Origin of the sequence: Streptomyces sp. NPDC001530, from assembly GCF_042894545.1 — a bacterium.
Classification (GTDB): domain Bacteria; phylum Actinomycetota; class Actinomycetes; order Streptomycetales; family Streptomycetaceae; genus Streptomyces.
Genome location: NZ_JBIAVS010000002.1, coordinates 199,596 through 225,887, shown reverse-complemented (window position 1 = coordinate 225,887; position 26,292 = coordinate 199,596). Strand labels below are relative to the sequence as shown.

General features: G+C 69.6%; 24 protein-coding genes, 1 tRNA gene and 1 pseudogene. 19 read left to right on the top strand and 7 right to left on the bottom strand.

Annotated features, from left to right (window positions below):
• The first annotated feature begins 84 nt into the window (after positions 1-84).
• From ACFY0T_RS03945 to ACFY0T_RS03925, 5 genes are all read left to right on the top strand, one after another.
• Positions 85-543, top strand: a complete 459-nt coding sequence (locus ACFY0T_RS03945) for a peroxiredoxin (RefSeq protein WP_388864408.1) — start codon at positions 85-87, stop codon at positions 541-543.
• Positions 544-656: 113 nt separating this feature from the next.
• On the top strand, positions 657-1,232 hold the full coding sequence (locus tag ACFY0T_RS03940) for a TerD family protein (protein ID WP_388864407.1): 576 nt from the start codon (positions 657-659) through the stop codon (positions 1,230-1,232).
• Between the two features lie 98 nt (positions 1,233-1,330).
• Complete coding sequence (locus tag ACFY0T_RS03935) at positions 1,331-1,906, top strand: TerD family protein (RefSeq protein ID WP_388864737.1); 576 nt, start codon at positions 1,331-1,333, stop codon at positions 1,904-1,906.
• A 111-nt stretch (positions 1,907-2,017) separates the two neighbouring features.
• Entirely contained in the window at positions 2,018-3,166 is a 1,149-nt protein-coding gene (locus tag ACFY0T_RS03930) for a DUF475 domain-containing protein (RefSeq protein WP_388864406.1), read from the top strand.
• Positions 3,167-3,310: 144 nt separating this feature from the next.
• Positions 3,311-4,048 (top strand): Tellurium resistance, encoded by a 738-nt coding sequence (locus ACFY0T_RS03925; protein ID WP_388864405.1) that lies wholly within the window; start codon positions 3,311-3,313, stop codon positions 4,046-4,048.
• Between the two features lie 247 nt (positions 4,049-4,295).
• On the opposite strand, the gene ACFY0T_RS03920 is transcribed toward ACFY0T_RS03925, so the two are convergent.
• Entirely contained in the window at positions 4,296-5,165 is an 870-nt protein-coding gene (locus ACFY0T_RS03920) for a TerD family protein (protein ID WP_388864404.1), read from the bottom strand.
• Positions 5,166-5,345: 180 nt separating this feature from the next.
• Between ACFY0T_RS03920 and ACFY0T_RS03915 the strand changes: the two genes are divergently transcribed.
• From ACFY0T_RS03915 to ACFY0T_RS03905, 3 genes are read left to right on the top strand one after another with little or no spacing between them, the layout of a single operon-like run.
• Complete coding sequence (locus tag ACFY0T_RS03915; RefSeq protein ID WP_388864403.1) at positions 5,346-6,515, top strand: HpcH/HpaI aldolase/citrate lyase family protein; 1,170 nt, start codon at positions 5,346-5,348, stop codon at positions 6,513-6,515.
• Positions 6,516-6,559: 44 nt separating this feature from the next.
• The gene (locus tag ACFY0T_RS03910) at positions 6,560-9,100 is read left to right on the top strand and encodes a phosphoribosyltransferase (protein WP_388864402.1); all 2,541 of its coding nucleotides are present in this window, start codon (positions 6,560-6,562) and stop codon (positions 9,098-9,100) included.
• Entirely contained in the window at positions 9,100-9,918 is an 819-nt protein-coding gene (locus ACFY0T_RS03905) for an HAD family hydrolase (RefSeq protein ID WP_388864401.1), read from the top strand. The genes ACFY0T_RS03910 and ACFY0T_RS03905 overlap by 1 nt, the downstream gene beginning before the upstream one ends.
• A 283-nt stretch (positions 9,919-10,201) precedes the next feature.
• Here ACFY0T_RS03905 and ACFY0T_RS03900 read toward each other — a convergent pair whose 3' ends face one another.
• Entirely contained in the window at positions 10,202-10,429 is a 228-nt protein-coding gene (locus ACFY0T_RS03900; RefSeq protein WP_388864400.1) for a zinc ribbon domain-containing protein, read from the bottom strand.
• 410 nt (positions 10,430-10,839) lie between these two features.
• Between ACFY0T_RS03900 and ACFY0T_RS03895 the strand changes: the two genes are divergently transcribed.
• From ACFY0T_RS03895 to ACFY0T_RS03885, 3 genes are all read left to right on the top strand, one after another.
• The gene (locus ACFY0T_RS03895) at positions 10,840-12,906 is read left to right on the top strand and encodes a transglycosylase domain-containing protein (RefSeq protein ID WP_388864399.1); all 2,067 of its coding nucleotides are present in this window, start codon (positions 10,840-10,842) and stop codon (positions 12,904-12,906) included.
• Between the two features lie 117 nt (positions 12,907-13,023).
• Positions 13,024-14,322: a hypothetical protein gene (locus ACFY0T_RS03890; protein WP_388864398.1), complete on the top strand. Its 1,299-nt coding sequence runs from the start codon at positions 13,024-13,026 to the stop codon at positions 14,320-14,322.
• 155 nt (positions 14,323-14,477) lie between these two features.
• Entirely contained in the window at positions 14,478-15,614 is a 1,137-nt protein-coding gene (locus ACFY0T_RS03885) for an amidase domain-containing protein (RefSeq protein WP_388864735.1), read from the top strand.
• Between the two features lie 262 nt (positions 15,615-15,876).
• Here the strand turns inward: ACFY0T_RS03885 and ACFY0T_RS03880 are convergent, their stop codons facing one another.
• Together ACFY0T_RS03880 and ACFY0T_RS03875 are read right to left on the bottom strand one after the other, a co-directional pair.
• Entirely contained in the window at positions 15,877-17,298 is a 1,422-nt protein-coding gene (locus ACFY0T_RS03880) for a hypothetical protein (protein WP_388864397.1), read from the bottom strand.
• Between the two features lie 75 nt (positions 17,299-17,373).
• The gene (locus ACFY0T_RS03875) at positions 17,374-18,156 is read right to left on the bottom strand and encodes a DUF4097 family beta strand repeat-containing protein (protein ID WP_388864396.1); all 783 of its coding nucleotides are present in this window, start codon (positions 18,154-18,156) and stop codon (positions 17,374-17,376) included.
• A 288-nt stretch (positions 18,157-18,444) separates the two neighbouring features.
• On the opposite strand from ACFY0T_RS03875, the gene ACFY0T_RS03870 reads away from it, so the two are divergent.
• A tRNA-Val gene (locus ACFY0T_RS03870) sits at positions 18,445-18,519 on the top strand.
• A 67-nt stretch (positions 18,520-18,586) separates the two neighbouring features.
• Here ACFY0T_RS03870 and ACFY0T_RS03865 read toward each other — a convergent pair.
• Positions 18,587-18,715: pseudogene (locus tag ACFY0T_RS03865) on the bottom strand (integrase); the annotation flags it as partial.
• 414 nt (positions 18,716-19,129) lie between these two features.
• On the opposite strand from ACFY0T_RS03865, the gene ACFY0T_RS03860 reads away from it, so the two are divergent.
• The 3 genes from ACFY0T_RS03860 to ACFY0T_RS03850 all read left to right on the top strand — a co-directional run bounded on the left by ACFY0T_RS03860 (position 19,130) and on the right by ACFY0T_RS03850 (position 21,673).
• On the top strand, positions 19,130-20,494 hold the full coding sequence (locus tag ACFY0T_RS03860; RefSeq protein WP_388864733.1) for a chaplin family protein: 1,365 nt from the start codon (positions 19,130-19,132) through the stop codon (positions 20,492-20,494).
• A gap of 261 nt (positions 20,495-20,755) precedes the next feature.
• Positions 20,756-21,091 carry a hypothetical protein gene (locus ACFY0T_RS03855; protein ID WP_388864395.1) on the top strand — a complete coding sequence of 112 codons (336 nt, stop codon included), beginning with the start codon at positions 20,756-20,758 and terminating at the stop codon, positions 21,089-21,091.
• A 375-nt stretch (positions 21,092-21,466) separates the two neighbouring features.
• Positions 21,467-21,673 (top strand): DUF6886 family protein, encoded by a 207-nt coding sequence (locus ACFY0T_RS03850; protein WP_388864394.1) that lies wholly within the window; start codon positions 21,467-21,469, stop codon positions 21,671-21,673.
• Positions 21,674-21,740: 67 nt separating this feature from the next.
• On the opposite strand, the gene ACFY0T_RS03845 is transcribed toward ACFY0T_RS03850, so the two are convergent.
• Positions 21,741-22,073, bottom strand: a complete 333-nt coding sequence (locus ACFY0T_RS03845; protein WP_388864393.1) for a hypothetical protein — start codon at positions 22,071-22,073, stop codon at positions 21,741-21,743.
• A gap of 263 nt (positions 22,074-22,336) precedes the next feature.
• On the opposite strand from ACFY0T_RS03845, the gene ACFY0T_RS03840 reads away from it, so the two are divergent.
• From ACFY0T_RS03840 to ACFY0T_RS03825, 4 genes are read left to right on the top strand one after another with little or no spacing between them, the layout of a single operon-like run.
• Entirely contained in the window at positions 22,337-22,795 is a 459-nt protein-coding gene (locus ACFY0T_RS03840) for a MarR family winged helix-turn-helix transcriptional regulator (protein WP_388864392.1), read from the top strand.
• Positions 22,792-23,184 carry a hypothetical protein gene (locus ACFY0T_RS03835; protein ID WP_388864391.1) on the top strand — a complete coding sequence of 131 codons (393 nt, stop codon included), beginning with the start codon at positions 22,792-22,794 and terminating at the stop codon, positions 23,182-23,184. The genes ACFY0T_RS03840 and ACFY0T_RS03835 overlap by 4 nt, the downstream gene beginning before the upstream one ends.
• Positions 23,185-23,242: 58 nt before the next feature.
• The gene (locus tag ACFY0T_RS03830; protein WP_388864390.1) at positions 23,243-23,830 is read left to right on the top strand and encodes a hydrolase; all 588 of its coding nucleotides are present in this window, start codon (positions 23,243-23,245) and stop codon (positions 23,828-23,830) included.
• 58 nt (positions 23,831-23,888) lie between these two features.
• Positions 23,889-24,827 (top strand): LysR family transcriptional regulator, encoded by a 939-nt coding sequence (locus ACFY0T_RS03825; RefSeq protein WP_388864389.1) that lies wholly within the window; start codon positions 23,889-23,891, stop codon positions 24,825-24,827.
• 525 nt (positions 24,828-25,352) lie between these two features.
• Here the strand turns inward: ACFY0T_RS03825 and ACFY0T_RS03820 are convergent.
• Positions 25,353-26,267 carry a ketopantoate reductase family protein gene (locus ACFY0T_RS03820; RefSeq protein ID WP_388864388.1) on the bottom strand — a complete coding sequence of 305 codons (915 nt, stop codon included), beginning with the start codon at positions 26,265-26,267 and terminating at the stop codon, positions 25,353-25,355.
• Positions 26,268-26,292 lie beyond the last annotated feature (25 nt).

Sequence of the window (26,292 nt, the reverse complement as noted above, 5' to 3'; positions counted from 1 at the left end):
GCGATGCCGTTGCCGGGGCGCGTGTCGATCACTGCGTAGGCTGGTCGTCACCCGAACAGACCCTTGGAAGGGAAGCGTGTGACTATGGCGATCGAGGTCGGCTCCAAGGCCCCGGACTTCGAGCTCAAGGACAACCACGGCGCCACCGTGAAGCTGTCCGACTTCCGTGGTGAGAAGAACGTGGTGCTGCTCTTCTACCCCTTCGCCTTCACCGGCGTGTGCACGGGCGAGCTGTGCTCCCTGCGCGACAACCTGCCGCAGTTCACCGACCGGGACACCCAGCTGCTGGCCGTCTCCAACGACTCCATCCACACCCTGCGCGTCTTCGCCGAGCAGGAGGGCCTGGAGTACCCGCTGCTCTCCGACTTCTGGCCGCACGGCAACATTTCGCGCGCGTACGGCGTCTTCGACGAGGACAAGGGCTGCGCGGTGCGCGGCACGTTCATCATCGACAAGGAGGGCGTGGTCCGCTGGACCGTCGTCAACGCTCTGCCGGACGCGCGTGACCTGAATGAGTACGTCAAGGCGCTCGACACCCTGTGATTGTTCGGTTCCAAGCCCTGCGGGGTGCGGGAACCCGTCACTAGGATCGAATCGTTGATCCGATACCAACGCACTACGGGGCTCCCCGCCCCTGGACACCATTGGGAGGACTCGTGGGAGTCAGCCTCAGCAAGGGCGGCAACGTATCGCTGTCGAAGGAGGCCCCGGGACTGACCGCGGTCATCGTCGGTCTGGGGTGGGACGTCCGCACCACCACCGGCACCGACTTCGACCTCGACGCCAGCGCACTGCTGACGAACGACCAGGGCAAGGTCGCCAACGACCAGAACTTCGTATTCTTCAACAACCTCAAGAGCCCGGACGGCTCGGTGGAGCACACCGGTGACAACCTCACGGGTGAGGGCGAGGGCGACGACGAGCAGATCAAGGTCAATCTCGCCGCCGTCCCGGCCGACGTGCAGAAGATCGTCTTCCCCGTGTCGATCTACGACGCGGAGAACCGCCAGCAGTCCTTCGGACAGGTGCGCAACGCGTTCATCCGCGTGGTGAACCAGGCGGGCGGCGCGGAGATCGCACGGTACGACCTCTCCGAGGACGCCTCGACGGAGACCGCGATGGTCTTCGGCGAGCTCTACCGCAACGGCCCGGAGTGGAAGTTCCGCGCCATCGGCCAGGGCTACGCCTCGGGCCTGCGCGGCATCGCGCAGGACTTCGGCGTGAACGTCTGAGCCGTAGGCCTTCGGCTCATCGGTCCGGCGCCGCACCCTCAAGTGCGGTGCCGGGCCCGCTGTACAACTCAAAGATGACCTCGGGGAGGACCAGCATCATGGGCGTCACGCTCGCCAAGGGGGGCAATGTCTCCCTCTCGAAGGCCGCACCGAACCTCACGCAGGTGATGATCGGGCTCGGCTGGGACGCGCGCTCCACCACCGGAGCCGACTTCGACCTGGATGCCAGCGCGCTGCTGTGCCAAGGGGGCCGGGTGCTCGGGGACGAGTGGTTCATCTTCTACAACCAGCTCAAGAGCCCGGACGGCTCGGTGGAGCACACCGGTGACAACCTCACGGGTGAGGGCGAGGGCGACGACGAGTCGATCCTGATCGACCTCTCCAAGGTGCCGGCCAACGTGGACAAGATCGTCTTCCCGGTCTCGATCCATGACGCCGACAACCGCGGCCAGACCTTCGGCCAGGTCAGCAACGCGTTCATTCGCGTCGTCAACCAGGCCGACGGCCAGGAGCTGGCCCGCTACGACCTCTCCGAGGACGCCTCCACCGAAACGGCGATGATCTTCGGCGAGGTCTACCGCTACAACCAGGAGTGGAAGTTCCGCGCGGTCGGTCAGGGGTACGCGTCGGGCCTGCGAGGAATCGCCCTCGACTTCGGGGTCAATGTTTCCTAGGGCCCACCTACGCCAGCCGAAGGGGCAGCCCTCTAGACTTCGTGGTCAACGTTAGGTAAAGCCGAGTACGGCGCGGGGGAGACCCGTACACACACGATGATTGGGTAGCCAGTGCTTCTGAAAACCTTCGGCTGGTCGTTTGCGGTCACCGCGCTCGGCTTGGTCGCAGCGGTGATCTACGGGGGGTGGACCGCCTTTGGCATCGTGGCGATCCTGTCCATCCTGGAGATCTCGCTGTCCTTCGACAACGCGGTGGTCAACGCCGGAATCCTGAAGAAGATGAGTGCCTTCTGGCAGAAGATCTTCCTCACGGTCGGTGTGCTCATCGCGGTCTTCGGCATGCGACTGGTCTTCCCCGTCGTCATCGTCGCCATCAGCGCCAAGATCGGCCCGATCGACGCGGTCGACCTCGCGCTGAACAACAAGGACCACTACCAGGAACTCGTCACCGACGCCCACCCGGCGATCGCCGCCTTCGGCGGCATGTTCCTGCTGATGATCTTCCTCGACTTCATCTTCGAGGAGCGTGACATCCAGTGGCTGCGCTGGATCGAGCGCCCGCTCGCCAAGCTCGGCAAGGTCGACATGCTGGCGGTCTGCATCGCCCTGGTCGTCCTGCTGATCACCTCGTTCACCTTCGCGACCCACGCCCACCAGCACGGCGGCGCGCACGTCGACAAGGCGCAGACGGTGCTGATCGCCGGCGTCGCCGGCCTGATCACGTACATGGTCGTCGGCGGACTCTCCGGCTACTTCGAGGACAAGCTCGAGGAAGAGGAGGAGCGCGAGCACGAGGAAGAGGAGGAGGCCGAGCGGACCGGCAAGAAGAAGCCGGCCATCGTCCTCGCCGGCCAGGCCGCGTTCTTCATGTTCCTCTACCTGGAAGTGCTGGACGCGTCCTTCTCCTTCGACGGTGTCATCGGCGCCTTCGCCATCACCAACGACATCGTGCTGATGGCGCTCGGCCTCGGTATCGGCGCCATGTACGTCCGGTCGCTCACCGTCTACCTGGTCCGCCAGGGCACCCTCGACGACTACGTCTACCTGGAGCACGGCGCGCACTACGCGATCGGCGCCCTCGCCGTGCTCCTCATGATCACCATCCAGTACGAGATCAACGAGGTCATCACCGGCCTCGTCGGCGTCGTCCTGATCGCCTGGTCCTTCTGGTCGTCCGTGCGCCGCAACAGGGCGCTCGCAGCGGCCGAGGGAAAAGGTAAGACCTCGGACGAGAAGGCTGAGGTCTCGTCCGGGGTGTGACAAGCCGCCGGTCTCCGGCGTGTGACACCCCACCGGTTTCGGGTGTGACACCCCTCCGGTTGAGGAACGCTCTGAGCGGGGCGGCCGTCGAGGACAAGTCCTCGACGGCCGCCCCGCCGCATATCGAGGAACGTGGGGGGCGGAATGGGCATCTGGCAGGACCTGTGGCGCGGACGCTCGGTGGACTTCGACTCCGGCAGCGCGGCCACCAACGCCATCGAACTGACCAAGCGGAACCACACGGTCTCGCTCACCAAACAGGGCGCGGCCACCGGCAATCTGCGCATCAACCTGTCCTGGCGGATGCGCACCTCCGACATAGGCGGGCCGCAGCGCGGCAGCCTGCTGCGCCACCCCTTCCGCACCTTCAAACCGGAAGTGGTCCAGGCGCACACCCAGAGCATGGTCAACGTCGACCTCGACCTGGGCGTCATGTACGAGCTGACGGACGGCACCAAGGGTGTGGTCCAGCCGCTCGGCAGCTTCTTCGGCGAGCTCAACGCCCCGCCGTACGTCAAGCTCAGCGGCGACGACCGCTTCGGCTCCGCCTCCGGCGAGACCGCCTACGTCAACCTGGACCACCGCGACGACATCAAACGCCTGCTGGTCTTCGTCTACATCTACGACCAGACCCCGGCCTTCGACCGTACGCACGCGATCATCACGCTCTACCCGAGCAACGGCCCGCGCATCGAGATCGGCCTCGACGAGCGCCATCCGCAGGCCCGCTCCTGCGCGGTCGTCATGATCCAGAACAACAAGGGCGAGCTGACCGTACGCCGCGAGGTGAAGTTCGTGTACGGCTTCCAGGCCGAACTGGACCGGCTCTACGGGTGGGGGCTCCAGTGGGGCCGGGGCTACAAGTCGAAGGTGGAGCGATGACGTCGCGCTGCCGCCGGCTTGGCAGGTTCGCCCAATAGCTCGGGGCAGCGGTCTCCGCGCCCCTTCCGGGGCTGTCCTAGCTGCGGGCAATCGTGCCTCCCCCACTGCCTTAACGGCGTGGGGGGACCCCCAGGCGGCACGGGTGGGCGCTGGGGGTACCCCCTGCTCGAAGAGCTTGGGGGAGGCACCCTGTAACCGCCGGGCTCGCGGTCCCACCCACGGCGTACCGGACGCGGCGCCGTACCGCCTAACGTCCGATGAACTGAGGCCCCTGCGGGGGCAGCCGGAAGCTCGGGTCGGGGGCGACGCCCACCGGTTGCGGATACCCGTAGGCCGGCTGGGGATACCCGTACGCCGGCTGGGCGGCGGCCGCCGCCGCGGGAGCCGTCTGCGGCTGCGGATAGCCGTACGCGGGCTGCTGCGGCACGGGCGCGGGCTGCTCGGGCGGCAGCGGCACCGAGGTCTCCGGGACGGCGGCGGGCGCCGACCAGGCCGCCTCGGGTACGGCCCCGGACACCGGCGCAGCATCGGGCACGGCTCCGGACACGGGCGCCGCGGCGGCCGCCCCGGCCTCCGTCTCGTCGACCGAGATCCCGAAGTCGGTCGCCAGCCCCACCAGACCGTCGGAGTAGCCCTCGCCGAGCGCCCGGAACTTCCAGCCCTCACCGCGCCGGTACAGCTCGCCGCAGATCAGCGCGGTCTCCGCACCGGTCTCCGGCTTGATGTCGAAGTACGCCAGAGGTTCGCCGTCCGCGACGGCGGCGTCGTACAGCAGGATGCGCAGATCCCGTACGCGGTCGAAGGGGACGTCGTCCGCCGATGCGACCAGCAGAATCTGTCCGACACCGGACTCGACACCCGCCAGATCCGTCTGGATCGTGTCGGTCAGGCCCTCGGTGACGCGTTTCTTGCCGAGCCGCCAGACCTTGCCGGAGGGATGGCGGGGCTGGTTGTAGAAGACGAAGTCCTCGTCGGATCGCACACGACCGTCGGGGCCGAGGAGCAGCGCCGAGGCATCGACATCAGGGACACCCTGCCCGGGTGTCCAGCGCAGCACGGCGCGCACCGCTGTGGCGTCCAGCGGGACGTTCGACCCCTTCAGCATCGCGTGCGTCATGCGGTCATCCTGCCCTCTCGGTCCTGGTCACGACAACGCGGGGTCTCCCCAGGATCCGTGGGAGTTGGACACGGCCGAGTTACCTGAACTTCATGCCCGGTGGGAACCTCTGACATGGATCCATACGTACTATTACCGGCCACATTGAATTGGGCCGCCTAGCCGCCACGGGGGAGTTTTATGCGTCATTTCGGGCACATCGCCCCTGAGGAGCGACAGCGCCTCTTCTTCCGGGAGCCGAGCGCCTTCACTGCCGACTCGCCGGCCCGGGTCCTCGCGGCGGCCCTCGGGGCCACGCTGTACAGCCCAGCGACCCGGTCGCAGCTGGCCGACGACATCATCAAGCAGGCCGGGCGCGGTGTGGTCTCGATGGTGCTGTGCCTGGAGGACTCGATCGACGACGCGGAGGTCGTGGGCGCCGAGGAGAACCTGGTCCGGCAGTTCACCGAGCTCGCGGGACGGTCGGCGGACGGCGAGCTGCCGCTGCTGTTCATCCGGGTGCGCTTCCCCGAGCAGATCCCCGACCTGGTCCAGCGCCTCGGTCCCGCCGTCCGGCTGCTGTCCGGATTCGTGATGCCGAAGTTCACCGAGGAACGCGGCATGCCCTTCCTGGAGGCGCTGACCTCCGCCGAGGTGGCGAGCGGCAGGCGGCTTTTTGCCATGCCGGTCCTTGAATCGCCCGAGCTGCTGTACCGGGAGTCGCGCGTGGACACCCTGGAGGGGATCTCCCGCGCCGTCGGCAAGTACCGCGACCGGGTGCTCGCGCTGCGCCTCGGGGTGACCGACTTCTGCTCCTCGTACGCCCTGCGCAGGGCCCCCGACATGACGGCATACGACGTCCAGGTCGTCGCCTCCGTGATCGCCGACGTGGTGAACATGCTGGGGCGGGCGGACGGCACCGGTTTCACGGTGACCGGGCCGGTGTGGGAGTACTTCCGGGTCCAGGAGCGCATGTTCAAGCCGCAGCTGCGCCGCAGCCCCTTCCTGGAGGGCCAGGCGGAGGAACTGCGCGAGGCGCTGATCGAGCACGCCATGGACGGACTGCTCCGCGAGATCACCCTCGACCAGGCCAACGGCCTGCTCGGCAAGACCTGCATCCACCCCTCGCACGTCCTGCCCGTGCACGCGCTGTCCGTGGTCAGCCACGAGGAGTTCAGCGACGCGCAGGACATCCTCCGGCCCGAGCGCGGCGGCGGGGGTGTACTGCGGTCGGCGTACACGAACAAGATGAACGAGGTGAAGCCGCACCGCGCCTGGGCCGAGCGCACCCTTCAGCGCGCCGAGGTCTTCGGCGTCGCCCACGAGGACATCGGCTTCGTGGACCTGCTCGCCGCCGGGCTCCCGGCGTGAGCCGGCCCGACCCGGCGATGCGGAACCCGATCAACAAGGAATTGATGAACAACGCAGTGAACGACCTGGTGTGGACCGGGACCTGGGTCGCCGAGCGGCTCGGTGTCGAACTGGTCGGTGACGAGAAGCTGAGCGACCTGCTGGGGCTCGCGCTGCGGCGCAACCCCAAGCGCGCGCATCTGCTCGTCTCGAACGTCCTCGGCAAGCACGTACCGCAGTCGCCGTCCGTGGTGTACGGATACGGGTTCGCGCTCGGCCGGCGGGTGCGCGACCTGCTGGGCACCGAGGAGGCCGGTGCGGCCGTGGTCCTCGGGTACGCCGAGACGGCCACCGGCCTCGGCCACTCGGTCGCGGACGGTGTCGGCCTCGCGCCCTATCTGCACTCCACCCGCCGCCCGGTCGAGGGCGTCGCCCGGGCGGGCGGCTTCGAGGAGTCCCACTCGCACGCCACCTCGCATCTGCTGCTCCCCGAGGACCCGGGCCTGCTGGCGGGCTCCGGCCCCCTGGTCCTCGTCGACGACGAGTTCTCCACCGGCAACACGGTCCTCAACACGATCCGCGCCCTGCACGAGCGGTATCCGCGCGAGCGATACGTCGTCGTGGCGCTGGTCGACATGCGCTCGGCCGCCGACCTGGGGCGCCTGGAGGAGTTCGCCCGGGAGATCGGCGCGCGGGTGGACCTGGTGTCCGCGGCGTCGGGGACGGTCAGGCTCCCGGAGGGGGTCCTGGAGAAGGGGCAGGCGCTGGTCGCGGCCCATGAGCCGACGGTGCCTGGCCTCGCGGTGCCTGGCCTCGCGACGTCCGGTTCCACGGCTCCCGGGCCTACGGCTCCCAGGCCTGTGGCGTCTGGATCTGCGGCGCTCGCTTCCGCGGCGCCCGGACCCGCCGGGCAGGCCGCTCGTGTCGAGCTCGGGTGGCCGCGCGGTGTTCCGGATGGTGGGCGGCACGGGTTCACGCCCGGGCATCGAATACGGCTGGAGGGTGCCCTGCCCGCCATGGCCGCCCGGATCGCCGACGCGCTGCCCGACGGCGCCCGGCGCGTGCTCGTGCTCGGCTTCGAGGAGCTGATGTACGCGCCGCTCAGGCTGGCGCGGGAGCTGGAGCAGGTGGTGGCCGCCGAGGTGCGCTACTCCACGACCACCCGCTCCCCGGTGCTCGCCCTCGACGACCCCGGCTACGCGATCCGCAGCCGAATCGTTTTCCCGGCCCACGACAACCCGGACGACGGCCCCGGCGAGCGCTACGCCTACAACGTCGCGGGTGCCGGCTTCGACGCCGTGGTCGCCGTCGTCGACTCCGCCGCCGACACCCCCGAACTGCACGCCCCCGACGGCCTGTTGGCCCAGCTCGCGGCGCACACCCCGAGCGTCCTGCTCGCCGTCGTCCCTTCGTACGTCCCCGCACGGGCGTCCACCGAAAGGCCCTCCATGCTCCCCGAGCCCCTCCGCGGCCCCGCCTTCTCCTCGTACGCGCCCGACGAGGTCGGCTGGCTGCTCCAGGACCTCTCGGACGTGGGCCTGGAGGCGCCGACCGAGGAGCGCGAGGAGGCAATTCAGAGCGGCGGCGCGCACTACGCGGAGTCGCTGCCGGTGGAGTACCAGCCGAGCGCCCAGTACCAGGAGCTGTTCCACGCGGCCCTCGGCACCTCGGCGGCCCGGATCGCCCAGGCCGTCGGCGCCGTCACCGAGCTGGTGCTGGCCGAACGTTCTCCGCGCCCGGTCCTTGTGTCGCTGGCCCGCGCGGGGACACCCGTCGGCGTCCTGATGCGCCGCTGGGCCAAGCACCGTCACGACCTCGACCTGCCGCACTACGCCGTCTCCATCGTCCGCGGCCGTGGCATCGACGCCAACGCGCTGCGCTGGCTGGCCGCCCACCACGACCCGGCCGATGTCGTCTTCGTCGACGGCTGGACCGGCAAGGGTGCGATCACCCGCGAACTGGCCGACGCCATAAGGGAGTTCGAGGCGTCGGATGGCATCACCGGCTTCGACCCGGAGATCGCGGTGCTCGCCGACCCGGGCTCGTGCGTGCGGACGTACGGCACCCGCGAGGACTTCCTCATCCCCTCCGCCTGCCTCAACTCGACGGTCTCCGGGCTGATTTCGCGCACCGTCCTGCGTGCCGACCTCGTCGGCGAACACGACTTCCACGGCGCGAAGTTCTACCGCGAACTCGCCGGCTCCGACGTCTCCGTCGACTTCCTGGACGCCGTCGCCGCCCACTTCGCCGACGTCGCCGACGCGGCCTGCGCCCAGGCCAAGGAGCTCCTCGCCGCCGACCGGACCCCCACCTGGGAGGGCTGGGCGGCGGTCGAGCGGATCAGCGAGGAGTACGAGATCCACGATGTGAACCTCGTCAAGCCGGGCGTCGGCGAGACCACCCGGGTGCTGCTGCGCCGCGTCCCCTGGAAGATCCTCGCGCGCGCCGGGGCGGGCGCCGACCTCGACCACGTCCGTCTGCTCGCCGGGCAGCGCGGGGTGCCCGTCGAGGAGGTCGCCGAACTCCCGTACACCTGCGTGGGGTTGATCCACCCGAAGTACACGCGCGGCGCGACCGGTGCCGACGGCAAGGCGGTGACGGTCTGATGTCCGCGCCCACCGTGCTCGTCGCCAGCGACCTCGACCGTACGCTGATCTACTCCTCCGCGGCCTTGGCGCTGACCATGCCGGACGCCCGCGCGCCCCGGCTGCTCTGCGTCGAGGTGCACGAGAGCAAGCCGCTGTCGTTCATGACGGAGACCGCGGCCGCTCTCCTCACCGAACTCGGCGACACGGCGGTCTTCGTGCCCACCACGACCCGCACTCGCAAGCAGTACCAGCGCATCAACCTGCCGGGCCCCGCCCCGAAGTACGCGATCTGCGCCAACGGCGGGCACCTGCTCGTCGACGGCGTCTCCGACCACGACTGGCACGCGAGCGTGACGGAGCGGCTCGCCAGCGAGTGCGCGCCGTTGGCCGAGGTGCGCGAGCACCTGGCGGCCACAGCGGATCCGGCGTGGGTCCGCAAGCACCGGGTCGCGGAGGACCTGTTCGCCTATCTGGTGGTGGAGCGCGAGCTGCTCCCCGAGGAGTGGGTGAAGGAGCTGGCCGTGTGGGCGGAGAACCGCGGCTGGACGGTGTCGTTGCAGGGGCGCAAGATCTACGCCGTGCCGAAGCCGCTCACCAAGAGTGCGGCTATGCGGGAGGTCGGTCGGCGCAGCGGTGCGACGCTCAGCCTCGCGGCCGGTGACTCTCTCCTCGACGCCGATCTCCTGCTGGCCGCCGACCTAGGCTGGCGTCCCGGCCACGGCGAGCTCGCTGACGCCGACTGGACGGCGCCCGCGATCACGGCGCTTCCGGAGCGGGGGGTTGCGGCGGGGGAGCGGATCCTACGGGAGTTCCTGACCGCCTCCGACGGCCGCTGACCTCCGGGTTTCTCGCCCCCTCCGCCCCTGCCCGTCCCGTCCTTGGGGGGGGGGGGGGCCCCCCCCCCCCCCCCCCAACCGACGAGCCCCCCCCCCCCCCCCCGCGGCCCGGCCGCCCCGGGCCGCGCCCCCAGACCCCCGCCAAAAGATTGCGCAGTTCCCCGCGCCCCTGAAGGGGCGCGGGGAACTGCGCGACAAGCCCCCACCCACCCGCAGCCGACAGGCTGGTTCGGGACGGGCAGGGGCGGAGGGGGCGAAAAACCCCGTTGGCCGACCCCGTAGATCAGCCGCAGCAGCCCCCGCCGCAGCAGCCGCCCCCGCCTCCGCCGGCGCGCGGCGCAGGGGCCGGGGCGGACGACGAGCCGCCCTTGGCGACGGCGACCGTCGACAGCAGCTTCACCGTGTCGTCGTGCCCGGCGGGGCAGGCCGCGGGGGCGGCGGACTCCGCCATCGGGCGGCTCAGTTCGAAGGTGTCGCCGCAGGTCCGGCAGCGGTACTCGTAGCGAGGCATGCGCACAGGTTAACCGGAGCCGACCGACGACCGTAGGGCTCCGCGGGCTTCCCCGGCGCGGTGCCGCGAGCCGGGCCGACGGCCGGGAAGCGAGGCCCGAGGGGAGGCGCGAGGGCCGGAGGCGAGCACCGCGCGCCGCCGGTGGGTCCGGCGTGCCGGAGGGGCGACTTCGTCAACTGACCATTTTTGTATGGCGTCTGATCGAAAAGTTCACAAGAGGCGCTGATAATTTATGGGAGCCGCGACGAGCCGCAAGGTCGGGGAGAGGGGGGCTCGCTGCCGCATGTGCGGCCGCTGCATCTACCCGCGCGCGCAATGGTGAAGTGCGGAGGGAGACGCAGTCGTGACCCAGGCATGGCATCGAACGGATGCCCGGCATCCCCTGACCCGCCCACGCGCCGGAGCCCACCGTGGCTAGCCCGGAGCGAGGGCCCGGTTCACGCCGGCGTGGCCGCCGCCGCAGACCCCCGCAACGCCCCGGCGCGGCCGGCCTGGCCGCACGCGGCCTGGCAGCTCTGGCCGCACGGTTCGCCCCGCTGGTCCGCCGGCTCAGACCGGCGTACCCACGCCCGGGCCGCACCGGCTGGCGGCGCTGGCTGCCCTCCTGGCGGCAGTGGCTGGCGGGCTGGGCCCTGACCGTGGGGCTGACCGGCTCGCTGCTGGTCATCGCGTACGCGGCCACGGACATCCCCGAGAACCTGAACACGTACGCCACCCAGCAGGACAACGTCTTCTTCTGGTCGGACGGGACACCGATGGCCCGTACCGGATGGGTGCGGCGCCAGGCCATGCCGCTGAAGGACATTCCCGAGCACGTGCGCTGGGCGGTCCTCGCTGCGGAGAACGAGAGCTTCTACTCCGACCCGGGCATCTCCCTCAAAGGCCTCACCCGCGCGCTGGTGCGCACGGTGGGCGACGGGGACACGCAGGGCGGCTCCACCATCACCCAGCAGTACGTCAAGAACGTCTACCTGACGCAGAACCAGACGGTGAGCCGCAAGTTCACCGAGGCGATGATCGCCCTCAAGCTCGACAACAAGATGAGCAAGGACAAGATCCTGGAGGGCTACCTCAACACCAGCTGGTTCGGCCGCGGCACCTACGGCATCCAGCGCGCCGCCCAGGCCTACTACGGCAAGGACGTCAGCAGGCTCAACGCCAGTGAGGCCGCCTTCCTCGCGTCGCTGCTGAAGGGCGCGGGCCTCTACGACCCCACGCTGAGCAAGGCCAACCACCAGCGGACCGTGGAGCGTTGGTCCTGGATCCTCGACCGGATGGTGAAGACCGGCAAGCTGTCGCCGTCCGAGCGGGCCACGTACACGAAGTTCCCCGAGCCGCTGAAGCAGTCCCGGACCTACGACACCGGCAAGCAGAGCGACTACCTGGTCGAGGTGGCGACCCAGTACGCCAAGAAGGCCGCGCACATCTCGGACAAACAGTTCGACCTGGGCGGCTACCAGATCTACACGACGTTCGACCGGAAGCGGGAGACCGCGCTCACCGACGCCGTGACCAAGGCCCGCAAGAAGGCGAAGGAGAAGGACCCCGCGAAGGCGAAGACCGCGCACTACGGGGCCGCCTCGGTGGCCACCGACGGCCGGGTCCTCGCCGTCTACGGCGGCCCCGATCACCGTACGCAGGGCTACAACGAGTCCAACGCGACCACCGTCCCCGCCGGTTCGGCGTTCCTGCCGTTCGTCTACGCCGCCGCCCTGGAGCACGGCGTCCACAAGACCCGCGACAGCGCGGCGACACCGGTCACCCCCGAGTCCGTCTACGACGGCGACGACGGCGTCCCGGTCACCACGCCCGAGGGCCCCTACTGGGACCGCAGCGGCAAGAAGGTCGCCGCGCACAACGACGGCGACAAGTCCTACGGCCGGATCACCCTGCGCAAGGCGCTCGCGGAGTCGGTGAACACGCCGTTCATGCAGCTCGGCATGGACACCGGCCTGGCCCAGGTGCGACAGACCGCCGAGGCGGCGGGCCTGCTCTCGTCCAGCCTCGGCCCGCAGGTGCCCGCGCTGTCCCTGGGCAGCTCCACGCCCAGCGCGATCCGGATGGCGAGCTCCTACGCCACGTTCGCCGCGGGCGGGACGCACATCGAGCCGTACTCCGTGCGCCGCCTCACCCGCAACGGTTCCCGGGTCGCCCTGGACGCATCCGGTACCCGGCGAGCGGTGGGCGCCAAGGTGGCCCGCGAGGTCACCGAGGCGCTCACGGACTCCTTCCGTACCGGACACGCCGGCGCGGCGCCCGCGTCGGCACAGGTGGCCGGGAAGAGCGGCACCACGGGGGACGACAAGGCCGCCTGGTACGTGGGCACGAACCGTTCCGTGTCGACCGCGGTCGTCCTCTACCGCATGGACCTGTCCAAGAGCCTCGAACCACTGCCGCTCCAGGGCATCGACGACGCATCCGGCGCCGCCGACGTCCCGTACGGCATCTGGTCGGGCGCCATGACTCCGCTCGGCTGAGCCTGACGGACGACTCCGCTGGGCTGGGCCCGACGGATGACTCCGCTGGGCCGAGCCCGACGGCCGAGCGGCCGCACCACGCACCACCTTCCACCCCCCTCGCAGAATGTGCCCCGTATGAACTCGAAGCACAGCCGGCGCCGTCGCCGTGACCCCGCTCCCGGTTCCGCCCGCCAGGGTTTCGCGGCCATGGCCGCCTTCCTCGTCGTCACCTCCACGGCCGCCACCTACCTGGCCCTGAACCACTCGGACCCCACCACACCGGCCGCCTCCGCCCGCGCGCACCCTTCCGACGACGGCGCCGCCGCCAAGGCGACCAAGGAACCCGCGTGGGACGGCAAGACCAAGATGCTCGGCGACGGATCCACGTCCTACACCGGCCCGCAGCAGGGCGAGTTGAAGCCCGTACCGCTCAAGCCCGGTGAGAAACCACCCCAGTTCGTCGTCTTCTCCTGGGACGGCGCCCTCCAGGGCGACGACCAACTCTTCTCGCACTACCGCGAGTTGGCCATGAAGTACGACGCCCACATGACGTTCTTCCTCACCGGCATCTATCTGCTGCCCAAGGACAAGAAGACGCTCTACGAACCGCCGATGCACAAGCCGGGCTCCGCGGCGATCGACTTCGCCACCGACGAGCACATCCGCACCACGCTGGAGCAGCTCGGCAAGGCGTGGAAGGAGGGCAACGAGATCGGCACCCACTTCAACGGCCACTTCTGCGACGCCAAGGGCGGCAAGGACTGGAGCGTGGCGGAGTGGAAGAGCGAGATCGACCAGTTCTTCTCGTTCGTCGAGAAGTGGAAGACCAACACCGGCTACACCGATCTGCCCGCCCTGCCCTTCGACGCCACGCGCGACATCACCGGCGGGCGCGCGCCCTGTCTGGAGGGCCAGAAGAACCTGCTCAAGGCCATGAAGGCCACGGCCAACGACTACAACTGGCGCTACGACGCCAGCTCCGCGGGCGACTTCCAGATATGGCCCACCAAGAAGGAGGGCGTCTGGGACTTCCCGCTGCAGATGCTTCCCTACGAGGGCGGCACGTACCAAGGCCTGTCCATGGACTTCAACTTCCTCTACAACCAGTCCGCCGGCGAGACGACGGGCGATCCGGCCAAGTACCCCGAGTGGGAGCAGGAGACCGTCAAGTCCTATATGAACGGCTTCGATCGGGTCTACTACGGCAGTCGGGCACCGCTCTTCATCGGCAACCACTTCGAGGACTGGAACGGCGGCATCTATATGAAGGCCATCGACCAGGTCGTCAAGAACGTGTGCACGAAGAAGGGCGTTCGCTGTGTGTCCTTCCGTGAACTGGCCGACTGGCTCGACGTACAGAAGCCCGAGGTCCTGGAGCGGCTGCGCAGCCTGGACCCCGCGCAGTCGCCGGAGTGGTCGACGGTGGTGAAGTAACGGCGGTTCGGTCCGTGAACCTACCTGGGCCGTAAGGGAGTTGATCAGTTGCCCGGCGGATCCCCCCGGGCTCCCCACAGTTGAGGAGAACATGTAAAGATTCCCCTCCCCGGTGTCCGACCGGGGATCAAGGAGAATCATCAGTGAGATCAAAGATGTTGAGCCGCAGACGCTCGACCGTGACGGCGGTCGCCGTCTCCGCCCTCCTGCTGCCCCTGTCCGCCGCCCACGCGGCGGACGCGTCGTCCATGGGGGGCGCTTCCGCCATGGTGGACCGCGCGACGACCGACGCCTTCGGCCGTGCGGCGGACGCCGTGTTCACCGATCGCACGGCCGCCCTGCTCGATGGCGGCCGGGCGACGCGTACGGCGCTGAAGTCGGTCGGCGGCATACGGCTGTCCGACGCGCTGACGCGGACGGAGACCACCACGGTGTCCGACCTGCGCGACACCCGGTCCCGCCTCGCGGCACTGGGCGAGGCCTACACCGCCGCCGACACCCAGGTCACCGTGAACAGGACCCGGGTGACGGGACAGCGGGCAACGGTCTGGGTCACCGAGACCACCACCCTCACGTACAAGAAGATCCGCGGTGACGAGCCCGACACAACGGGCTTTCGCGCGCACCACGTCCTGACCTTCGGCGCCCAGCAGGACGGCACCTGGAAGCTGTCGGGCGAGCGCTCGACGGACAAGGGTCCCCGGCAGATCAACGAGCCCGTCACCACGGCGGCGCGCAAGACCACGATGGCCGCTGTCGACGCCCCCCGGGCAGCGACCACGTATCCCGCGCCCGCCAAGCCCAAGAAGCTCACCGGCACCACGTACAACTACGCCGCGATGGCGACGTACGCCGAGAAGTACTGGAAGAACTACAACCCGGCCTACCGGAGCTTCAATTCGGCCGGCGGCGACTGCACCAACTACCTGAGCCAGTCCCTGAAGGCGGGCGGTTGGAAGGCCATCACGAGCTCGACCAAGGACTACGGCACTTGGTACTACAAGACGTCGGGCCAGACCGACACATGGGTCGGCGTGAACGAGTGGTCGTGGTTCACGCAGACGGCCAAGCGGTCCACGGCTTTGGCGAACGTCTACCAGATGGACGTCGGTGACGTGATGCAGATGGACTTCGACAAGGACGGGTCCAAGGACCACTCCATGCTGACCTCCTACCGGAGTTCGAGTGGCGTCCCGTATCTGACCTACCACGACACCGACACCTACCGCAGGTCGGTGGCGAGCATCATCGCGGCGTACCCGAACTCGGCGTACTACGCGTACCGCACCTGAGTCCTGAGCCGTTTCCTCGGCTGATTCCTCGGCTGATTCCTCGGCTGATTCCTCGGCTGATTCCTCGGCCGATTCCTCAGGTGATTTCTCGGCTGATTCCTCGGCTGTTTCACCCCTTCGGCACGGCCCTGCGCGCACGCCGCAGGGCCGTTTCCGAGGCCCGCAGCCGCCGCTCGCACTCCACCTGCTCCGGATGGCGGGCCTTGCAGTCCAGGATCTGCCCGATCGACGGGGACCGCCAACGCCACAGAAACGAGCGGCGTCAGACCCCTCCGCCCCGCTCCTCGCGGATCTGCGAGACCACCCGCGCCACCGTCTGCCGTACCGCCTCCGTCTCGGTCAGGAAGTGCCAGTAGTCGGGGTGGCGCCCCTCCAGCGTGGCGACGGCACGGTCGAGGCGGGCGACGGAGTCGTCGAGCGGGCGGGCGTGCCGCGGGTCGGGGGTGCTGCGGCCCGCCATGGCCAGCCGCTGGGCGTCGCGAATGGCGAAGCGGGTCCGGTTGATCTCCTGCTGCGGATCCTTCGCCACGGCGTTCAGCCGCCGCAGCCGGTCGCCGGCCGCCGAGACGGCCTCGTCCGTGTTGTTCAGCAGCGCCCGCACGGTGGACAGCAGCGAGGTCGCGTCCGGCCAGCGCTGCTCGTCGCGCGCGGCCTGCGCCTCCTTCAGCTTCAGCTCGGCCTGCCGTACGCTCTCGGCGGCCTGCTCCGGTACGTGCTGCAGGTCCTGCCAGCACGCGGCCGAGAACCGCCGCCGCAGCTCGCTCAGCACCGGCTCCACCTGCCCGGACCGCGTGGTCAGCGCCTGCGCGCGGGTGCGCAGCGAGACCAGCCGGTGGTCGATCTCGGCGGCCCGCTCGGGCAGCCGCTCCGCCTCCGCGCGCACCGCCCCGGCCTCCCGCGAGACCCGCTCGGCGCGCTCCAGCGTCTCCGGTACGCCGTGCTGTCCGGCCCCCTGGTTGAGCTTGGTCAGCTCGGGCCCGAGGGCGGCGAGCCGGGCGGCGAGGTCGTCGGCCTTGAGTCCCGATCCCCGTACGCCGTCGAGGGCGTTCGAGGCGGCGAGCAGGGCCTGGCGGGCGCGCTCGACGGCCGGGGCGAGCCGGGCGAGCTGCGTCTCGGCCTTGCCGAGCAGCGGTCCGAGCCCCCGCTCGAAGCGCTCCAGATCCCCCTTGACCCGCCCCAGCTCGTCCTTCGCGGCGGTCAGCTCGGTGCGCGCCCGTGCGGCGACCGACGCCTCCAGGTCGTCGCGGTCGAGATCGTGGGCGTCGACGGCGGTGATGTACCGAGTACTGGCCTCGTCGATCTGCCGCCCGAGGGCCTCGAAGTCGGAGACCGCGCGGCGGGCCGCGGAGGAGTCGTCGACGGCCGTGATCGTCTCGATCGAGATCCGCAGATCGCGCTGCGCGGTGTCGAGCTCGTAGAAGGCGGCCGCGGCGGCGTCCTTGGCGGCCTGCGCCTCGGCCCGCTGACTCTCGGCGCGCCCACCGAACCACCGCCGGGTGCCGCCGCCCGCGAAGGCGGCGGGCAGCGCGAGCGCGGCGAGCAGGGGGAGGGCGACGAGGGTGAACGTGTCACGGAAGGCGTACGACGGACGACGGCGCACACGGCGGCGTGCACGACGGCCGGGCGGGGCTGGCTGCGCGCATGGCACAAACGGCGAATACGGCTGCGAAGGTGTCGCCGTCACATCCCTCTCCCGTGCTGTCATCCGCCTTGCCCGGCTGTCATTCTCCCACCGGTTAAGGACGAACACACGGGCCGGTTAGTTCGCGGTTCGTACCGTGATCTTCCCGTCGTTCGTGTGGGCGGACACCACATGGGAGCTGGACGGGTCACGGGGCACGGACACATCCACCGAGCCGTCACCGCTCCTGGTCGTCACGCGATAGCTGTCCCGGGGCAGCGCGATGGTGACGGAACCATCCTGGCTGCGGGACTCCACCAGGTCGGGTACGACGCCGAGTTCGAGCCGTACGGAACCGTCCTGGGTACGGGCGCGCACGCTGCGCGAGTCGACGCCCAGCGCGCGGATGGACCCGTCGGCGCTGCACAGGTCCAGCGGCCCCGAGGAGTCCGTCACCCGCACGGAACCGTCCGACGTACGAACGCTCAGCGCCTCCTTGAAGCCCTGCGCGCGCACGCTGCCGTCCCCGTCCTTCACGGTGACGGCGACGCCGCGCGGGACGACGATCCGGTGCCTGGCCGCGCAGTCGGCGACGACGCCCGAACACTTCATCCGCAGCACGAGCCGGTCGCCGTCCTCCATCGCCCAGGTCACCCGGGGGTCCCCACCGACGACGACGCGCCCCCGGAACCACCGGGTGACCTCGACCTTGTCCGCCTTGGCCGAGCCCGCGACCACGAGTTCGAGCGCGGAGTCGTCCGAGTCGACGGTGAGCGTGCGGCCGTGCAGGGCGAAGGACCGGTGGTCCGGCTCCTTGTCGTCCCCGGCGGACGCGCCACAGCCGGTGGCAGCCGCGACGAGGCCCACGACGACACCGGCAACGGCGACCGCGCGGACAGGAACGGGAACGATACGGGCCATGGTGATCTCCCCCTGAGACGGACTGCGAAGGCCCGACTTGGACGCACGGTGAACGCCCAAGACGGTCTGCGAAGGCCTAAGACGGACTGCGAAGGCCAAGACGGACTGCGAGGGCCCAAGACGGACTGCGAAGGCTCTTCGACCGTACGGATCCGGGCCTCGCCGGGGGATCCGGCCCGCTCCCGGATCGGGGGTGGGGATAACCCCCGCCCCGGTCCGTCCACCCTCACTCACGGATACGGGTTTGCAGGGCATCCCCTCGGGCAATGTAGGCTGTCGACTCGTCCTGGGCGCGTAGCTCAGCGGTAGAGCGCCGCCCTTACAAGGCGGATGTCGGCGGTTCGAAACCGTCCGCGCCCACCAGGACAAAGACCCCCAACCGATCATGGCTGGGGGTCTTTGACATCCGGATCTGACATCAGCGCCGGGACTACTCGCGCTGTAGGCGCCTCGTGAGCAGCCGGTCCATGTGGCTGACCGCCTCGCGCTGCGTGTCCTGGACCACGTGGGCGTAGACGTTCATCGTGACGGCGATCTGGCTGTGCCCCAGGATCTCCATTTCCCTACTTCATCAAGGCCCGCGCACGGCGCGTACGCGCGCCGCCTCTGCGGCGCGGCCTGCCTCCTGTCTGCGCCCCGGCTGGCCGCGCCCGGCGGCGCGCTACGTGCAGCGGGCCGAGCAGGAAAAAACCTCTGTGGCTGGGGCCGGTCGGTTCCACCGACCTTAATTCGAACTCAGTGGCCATTTCCGGGAGGCGCGCATTTAGGCATTACATTGCTGGATGAAATTCCGATATAAGCCCACAGTGTCCGTTCCCAGTTCGGCCAACGCGGTGAAAGGTACAGTCGTCGAGGTCGCTGGTCGTCTTTTTTGAGGGCGCGTGCTGGAATTAAGGTGACCTGCCTATCGGGGTGCATAGCTAATGGTCTGGACTGCGCCATTTCTGCCCATGTCCGTTGTTGCTTGTACGCCGTGGTGATTGGAAAAGAGATGGTGGAAATTTCCGCAGTCAAGCTTTCCTGGCGCACGCGCACTGCACCGGTGTCCCTGGTAGCACTTGCGATCGCGAGTGCTCCGCTGGCCTCTCAAGCCCAGGCTCTGGTTATGTCGCCGGGGGTGAACGCCCGGCATGCATCTGGCACTCCGAGGGCCCCGCAGGCCCCGGTTACGGTGTTCGTCGAAGACTTCGAAAACGCAGGCGAGACCCCGATCTTCCTGGAGGACTACGTCGGCGCTCCACCGCTCACCGAGACATACACAGCCGACCCCCGGTGGCTTGACCACGGACAATGCAACGGCATCATCCTCAATCAGACCGGTGCTGATCAGCCTAACTGCCCGGCAGTATTGAAGAACATGGCCAATGCGCTGGGACAGGTAGGCGGAACGAATCCGCCGACCAACCACGTGGTCGCGGCCTACACCAACTGGGTGCCACCTGGCGCCGACCGGGTGGAGTTCCGGACCGAGCAGCCGATCCCGATCGCGAAGCCGAACCGCTACATCACCTTCGCAGTGGACGTAGCCGCCGTGAATTGCGGCCAAGCGGCTCCTCCGCTGCTGAAGTTCTATCTGACCGGCAACGGGTCAGACATCCCTACCTTCACCACCCCCATCAATCCCTGCGCCGATCCCAACTCCAAGCCCTACCCCGGAGGAAGCGGGTTGAGGGCCGGGGCGTTCGCCAGCAACAGAGCTGTACTGTTCAACGATAGTCAGTTGGGCATCAAGATGGTCAATGGGCAAGGCGACTGGTTCGGTAATGACCATGCATTCGACAACATCCGGATCCTGGATGCGACTCCGCAGCTGGACAAGGCGTTCAATCCTGCCACGATCGATCAGGGTGGCACCTCGACACTCGCTATGACGGTGACCAACACCAGTGAACTGGCGGCGAAGAACGACTTCAGCTTCGCCGACAACCTGCCCGCCGGATTGAAGGTGGCCCCGAACGCGAACGCATCGACGACCTGCGGCAACGGCACGGTGTCCGCGACGGCGGGGGGCGCGTCCGTTGCTCTGAACGGCGGCGACCTGGCCGCCGGCGAGAAGTCCTGCACGGTCACGGTGAACGTCACGGCCGACAAGCCGGGCACCTACGTCAACCGCCCCGAAGCGATCACCACGGTTGGCCTGAATCCCCCGGACCCCGCGACCCTGACCGTCAAGACCAAGGGAGCAACAGCGGTGGGCACCGCGACGGGCTCGGGCGGTCTGCTGTCCGGCAATGTGGTGCAGGTACCGGTGGACATCCCGGTCAACGCTTGCGGCAACTCCGTGAACGTCATCGGACTGCTCAACCCGGCGACGGGCAACGTCTGCGTCAACGGCTAGCCGACCAGGTCACTCGCCGCGCCGGGACCGGGCGGGTCCCGGCGGGCACAGATCGTCCGGCTGACATCACCAGTTGACACCAACGCCGCTGAACGAGGGCAGACAACGGCAACTCTGCCCGCAGTGGCAGACAGCCATAAGGGCCCGTTCCTTCCTGTTCACCTGGTGGGCGCGGACGGTTTCGAACCGCCGACATCCGCCTACGGAGCCGCGTCCCCTATATATCCCCTAAACGATCAGGGTGTTTGCCCAAGTCAGCGCATGTCGGAAGTCCCGACACGCTCGGTGGGAGAGACCAGGACGGCATTGCACCTGATCGGGCACGCCGAAGACACTCTCGCCGCCGGGTCCGAGCACGACAGCCCGGAGTGGCTCAACTGGCTCAGCCCGGTACGCCTCGCCGCGTTCAAGGGCAACACCCAGCTGAAGGCAGGCCACTTGCCCCAAGCCCGCACCACGCTGCTCGGTATCCTCGACGACCTCGACCCCAGCCAAACGGGCGACGACCCGGCGCGAAGTCCGGGGCGGTCTGTCTCGCCGCGCAGCTGGGCAGGAGAACCGAAGGGGACTGTGGTCGGCGGTACGTCGGGTACATGATGATCCAATGATTTCTTGGCTGAGCACCCGGAGCACATGGTTGCTCGTCCTGCTCTTGTGGGCGATGACACTGGCAGCCGCCCTGATCGGAATCGCGTTCGACCAAGTCCTCCTTGGACACCACCCTCAGAGGTTTACCTCTCACCTCCCTATGACAGTAGGAGGCACTTTCTTCTTCGCCGTCGCCGGCGCCGGGAAGTTGCGTCGTAGACGACGGCAGGACCGATGAGGTGGAGCCGGTTGCCGTGCAGCAGCGAAGTACAGCAACCGGTACGACCGCAGCCGACCACCAGTAATCGCAGCGGTGCTTGCCGGAGCTTTCGCGCCGCATTGTGTGCGGCGCGTACCTCTCCCTCCTTCGAACACGCTCGCTGCGTGGAGCACAGCCTCGGGGGTGTGATCTACCCGTCGAGAGACAGTCGGCTGCCCGCCGCGCCGTGCCGGCCCTTCGGCGAGCCGGTCCCGCACGCGTTCGTGGCGACCGAGCCCGTCGGACCGTTCGGTGCCGCCCAGCCGGTCGGTGATTTCCTGCGGCTGCATCGGGATGCCGGGATCCCGATGCGCGTCCTGGACAACCTCTGAGAGTTCTGGGACGCGGTGGTCGCCGGCACGCTGCAGTTCAGCGGCAAGCCCCGCTGCCCTCGCCCGCTCACTCCGGTTCCTCGTGGGCGTGCTTCAGCTTCGCTCGTGCGTCGACCGTCTCCGGGGGTTCTATCTCCGACCAGAAGCGGTGGCAGGTCACGAACACGGCAAGCTCGCGCTCGCGTCGGCGGAGCTTCTCCACCTCGGCCTGTTCGTCGGCGGTCCAGCCGGGGGAGGCGGGGCGTTCCACCTTGCGCCAGCCGCCCGCGTCGCTGAAGCCGTCCAGGGGTTCTACGGACCAGGGGAGTCGTTTCAGCAGGGCCAGCAGCTCGGCCCGGACCTGATGCAGCTCCTCCTGGCCGGCCAGGAGGTCACTCGGAAAGTCATAGGTCGCAGCCACGCGGCAATGCTACGCCTGTTCGATTTTGGGATGCGAGTTCCTTAGGGGACTTCACGCGAACGAGTGTGGGCGACCAAGCGGGATGACCGGACCCGTGGCTCCTGGCCTGCGATTTTCTTCGGACGTTGCGTTCGGTGAAGCAGTCGCCACCGTCACTTCGAGTCACGTACTCGGCGCCCTCCTCGAGGGTGCCCAGAAAGTAATCAGTCCTGACTGTGCAGTTGAAACTGGACAGTCTGGACTGAACGATTTACCGTGACGGCATGGACGAGAGCAACGGGGACCCCGAAGGCATCTCCGAGTCCGCCGCCCGCGCCGCGCGCGATCTGCGGGTGGCGTTCAGCCGGCTGCGGCGGCGGATCAGGGAAGTCTCCGAGACGCAGGAGCTCACGCCCTCCCAGTTGTCCGCGCTGACGTTGCTCAGCAAGAGCGGGGCCGCCACGACCAGTGGGCTGGCGGCGACCGAAGGGGTACGGCCGCAGTCCATGGCCGCCACGCTCGCCGCGCTCGACCAGCAGGGGCTGATCGAGCGCAGTCCGGACCCGGGGGACGGCCGGCGGCAACTCGTCACGCTGACCGAAGCCGGGCGCGAGCGCGTCGAGGGCACCCGGCAGGCTCGCGAGGAGTGGCTGGCCCGGGCCTTCCACGACCACTGCACGGAGGCCGAGCGGCAGACCGTCATCGACGCGATGGCCGTACTGGAGCGGCTCACCCGGCCGTGATACCGAAACCCACCCGCGGGACCCGTGCCACCCGCTCCACTCACGGGACCCGCGCCACTCAAGGGTCCCGCGAGACCCGCGCCACCCGCGGGACCGGGACTCGCGCCACCCGGCTCCCACGCCCCCGCCCCGCCGACGGCTTCGACCGGCGGCTCATCGCCCCGATGGTCCTTGGCTCGGTCCTGAATCCGGTCAACTCCTCACCCCTGCGCCAACTCCTGAGCTACACCTCGGCGTACGCCTTCCTGTACGGGTTCACGCAGTGGCTGGAGGAGGGGCGCGGGCTGCACGCCGCCACCGCGCCTTCTTCCCGCACGGTGCCGACACCGGCGGCCTGCACGACCTGGCCCTCTTCATGCTCGCCGGACCTGTCCTGCTCCTGGCGGTGACCCTCCTCGACCGATCCCTCCGCACCCGGACATCCTCTGCCCCCGGAAAGGCCTGACCATGGCTCTCACCACGCTCGACCCGCGTACCGCCCTCGTCCTCATCGACCTGCAGAACGGCATCGTCGGAAACCCGCACCTCGCCCCGTACCCCGCCGCCGAGGTCGTAGGGCGCGCGGGTCAACTCGCCGACGCCTTCCGGGAGCACGGCCTCCCGGTCGTCCTCGTACGGGTCACCCAGGCCGCCGACGGATCGGACGCCACGCCCGGCCGTATCGACGGCGGCAGCCGCTCGCGCACCTGGCCGGAGGGCTGGGACGTCCTCGTCGACGAGCTGGCCGGGCACCCCGAGGACATCACCGTGACCAAGCGGAACTGGGGCGCCTTCCACGGCACCGACCTCGATCTTCAGCTGCGTCGCCGCGGGATCACCCAGATCGTGCTGGCCGGCATCGCCACCAGCATCGGTGTCGAGTCCAGCGCCCGTGCCGCCCACGAACACGGCTACCACGTCACACTGGCCACCGACGCCATGTCCGACATCGACGACGTCACGCACCGCAACAGCGTCGAGCGGATCTTCCCCCGGCTCGGCGAGACCGGGACCACCGCGGAGATCGTCGAGCTGCTGGCCAAGACCCGCGTGTGACGCCAGAGCCCGCATCCGAGGTCAGGGGCCCGGGCCGCCCCCGATAGTTTTGCCCCTCGTGACCCTTGATGATCTGCGTGTCTTCGTCGCCGTCTGCCGGGCCGGGAGTCTCAGCGCCGTGGCCCGGGAGCTGGGGTGCACCCAGTCGGCGGTGAGCCAGCATGTACGGCGGCTGGAGCGGGAGGTGGGGGTCGGGCTCGTGGAGCGACAGGCGCGGGGTGTCGTGCCGACGCGTGCCGGGCGGGTGCTGGAGCGGGCCGCCGCCGAGGGCATATCCGGGCTCGACCTCGCGCTGCGGCGGCTCGACGAGATGGTGCGTGGGGGCGGGGGCGTCGTACGGATCGCCACCGGTGGGGCCACCGTGCGGCACTTCATGGCCGATGCCGTGGTCGACTTCCGGCGGCGGTATCCGCAGGTGAGCCTGGAGTTCCAGACCGAGAGCTCGAGTCGCAGTTGTTTCGAGGCGCTCGGCGACCATGGGCTCGACCTCGCGTGGGTGACCCTTGGGGCGGCCGTGCGTGGGGTCGAGCAGCGGGCCGTGGTCGAACTGCCCTGGGTGCTTGCCGTGCGCGCCGACGACGAGCTCGCCGGGCGCGGGCGCATCGAGGGGGAGGAGTTGGCCGGGATGCGGCTCATCGGGCTGCCCGAGAACTCCACCTCTCGGGCCCATCTCGACACCGCCTACCGGGAGTTGGGGGTGCCGGCCGCCGCCTCCGACACCAGCGTCGCCGACTGGGACACCGCGATCCTGCTCGCCGAACTCGGCCTCGGCCATGCCGTCGTGCCCGCGCTGCCCGGCTGGCGCGGTCCCGGCCATCGCGGCCTCCGCTTCATCCCGGTTCCGGCGCTTCCGCCTCTCACGGCAGGCTGGGCCGTACGTCAGTGGGACGCGCTGTCGCCCCCGGCCCGCGCCTTTGCCGACACGGTCACCCGCCACTGTGGGGGGCCCGACATCGACGCCGGCGCCGACTCCGACGCCACCGCCGTACGGGGCTGAGGACCGAGCGTTGTTCGCCCCCGCCGCCCCTACCCATTCCCGTACCTGGGGCTCCGCCCCAGACCCCCGCCAGGGGCGCTGCCCCTGAACCCCGGCGGGGGCTGCGCCCCCTGCACCCCTGCCCGGGGCTCCGCCCCTGGCCCCCCAAGGGCTTTGCTTCCCTGCTGGGGCTGCGCCGGTTCCGCCGGGGCTGCGCCTTCGTCCGTACCCGGGCCGCGCCCTGGTCCCTGCCGGGGATCGCCCTGTCCCCGCCGGGCTGCGCTTCCGTCCCTACTGGGGTTTCGTCTCCGTCCGTGCCGGGGCTGCACTCCGGTTCCGCCAGGGCTGCACCCTGATCCCCGCCGGGGTTGCGCCCCTGGCCCCCGAGGGCTGCGCTTCCGTCCCTGCTGAGGCTTCGTCCCAGCCCCGAGGCTTCGCCCTGGCCCCGCCCCGAGGCTTCGCCCTGGCCCCGCCCCGAGGCTTCGCCCTGGCCCCCGGCGGCTCCGCCCCCTTCGCCCCCGCCACCAATGGCTCCGCCCCCACTCCTCAACCCCCAGAGCGGCTGGACGACGCCAGCTCGCTCACCAGCCATCTCGCCACGGGTACCGGCACCCTGTGGCGCTCGGCCGCGCGTAGCAACGCGCCGCCGATTGCGTCCAGTTCGAGGGGGCGGCCCGCCTCCGCGTCGCGTTGCATGGAGGACTTGGTTGCGGCGGGGAAGGCGTCGTAGCGGGAGAGGGACGTCGCCGGGTCGATGGGGGCGCCGCATGCTCGGCTGACGGTGGCCGTTTCCTCGGTCAGAGCGATCAACTCGTCGCGGTGGAGGGTGCGTACGTCGCCCAGGGGCACCCCGTAGCGAGTTGTCAGCAGGGCGAAGGGCGCGAGGAATGACATCTTGGCCCACAATGCCGCCGCCTCGTCGTCCTGGACGCGGACGCGCGCGCCGGCCCACTCCAGGGCTCCGGCCAGCGCGTCGAGCCGGGCGCGCGGCGCGGTGTCGCCGGTGAGGTCGATTTCCGCGAAGGGGCTGCCGTGTTCAATTACTCCCGCTGCCAGGCGAGTTGACTCGACGCGGATCACCGCGGGTGCCACCTGCTCGGGGCGGTAGCGCTCGCGCAGGACCGCCGGGTGCTCGACGCCGTTCAGGAACGGGACGACCAGGGCGTCGTCGCCCAGCGCCTTCGCGGGGACGCGCGCCAGGGCCGCGTCGAGCACCGTGGCCTTGACCGCGATCAGGCACGCGTCGACGGGCTCGCGCAACTCGGTGTCCGCCTCTACGCGCGCCGTGAAGTCGCCGAAGTGCCCGCTGCGTACGCGGATGCCGTTCGCGGCCAGCGCCCGCGCGGTCTCGTCCCCGGCGAGGCAGATCACCCGGTGCCCGGCGCGCGCCAGGAGCGCGGCGAGCAGACCGCCGACCCCGCCCGGGCCCAGTACCGCCACCGTGAGCCGGTCATTCGCCATGAGTCCTTGCCTCTCTCCGCCAGGG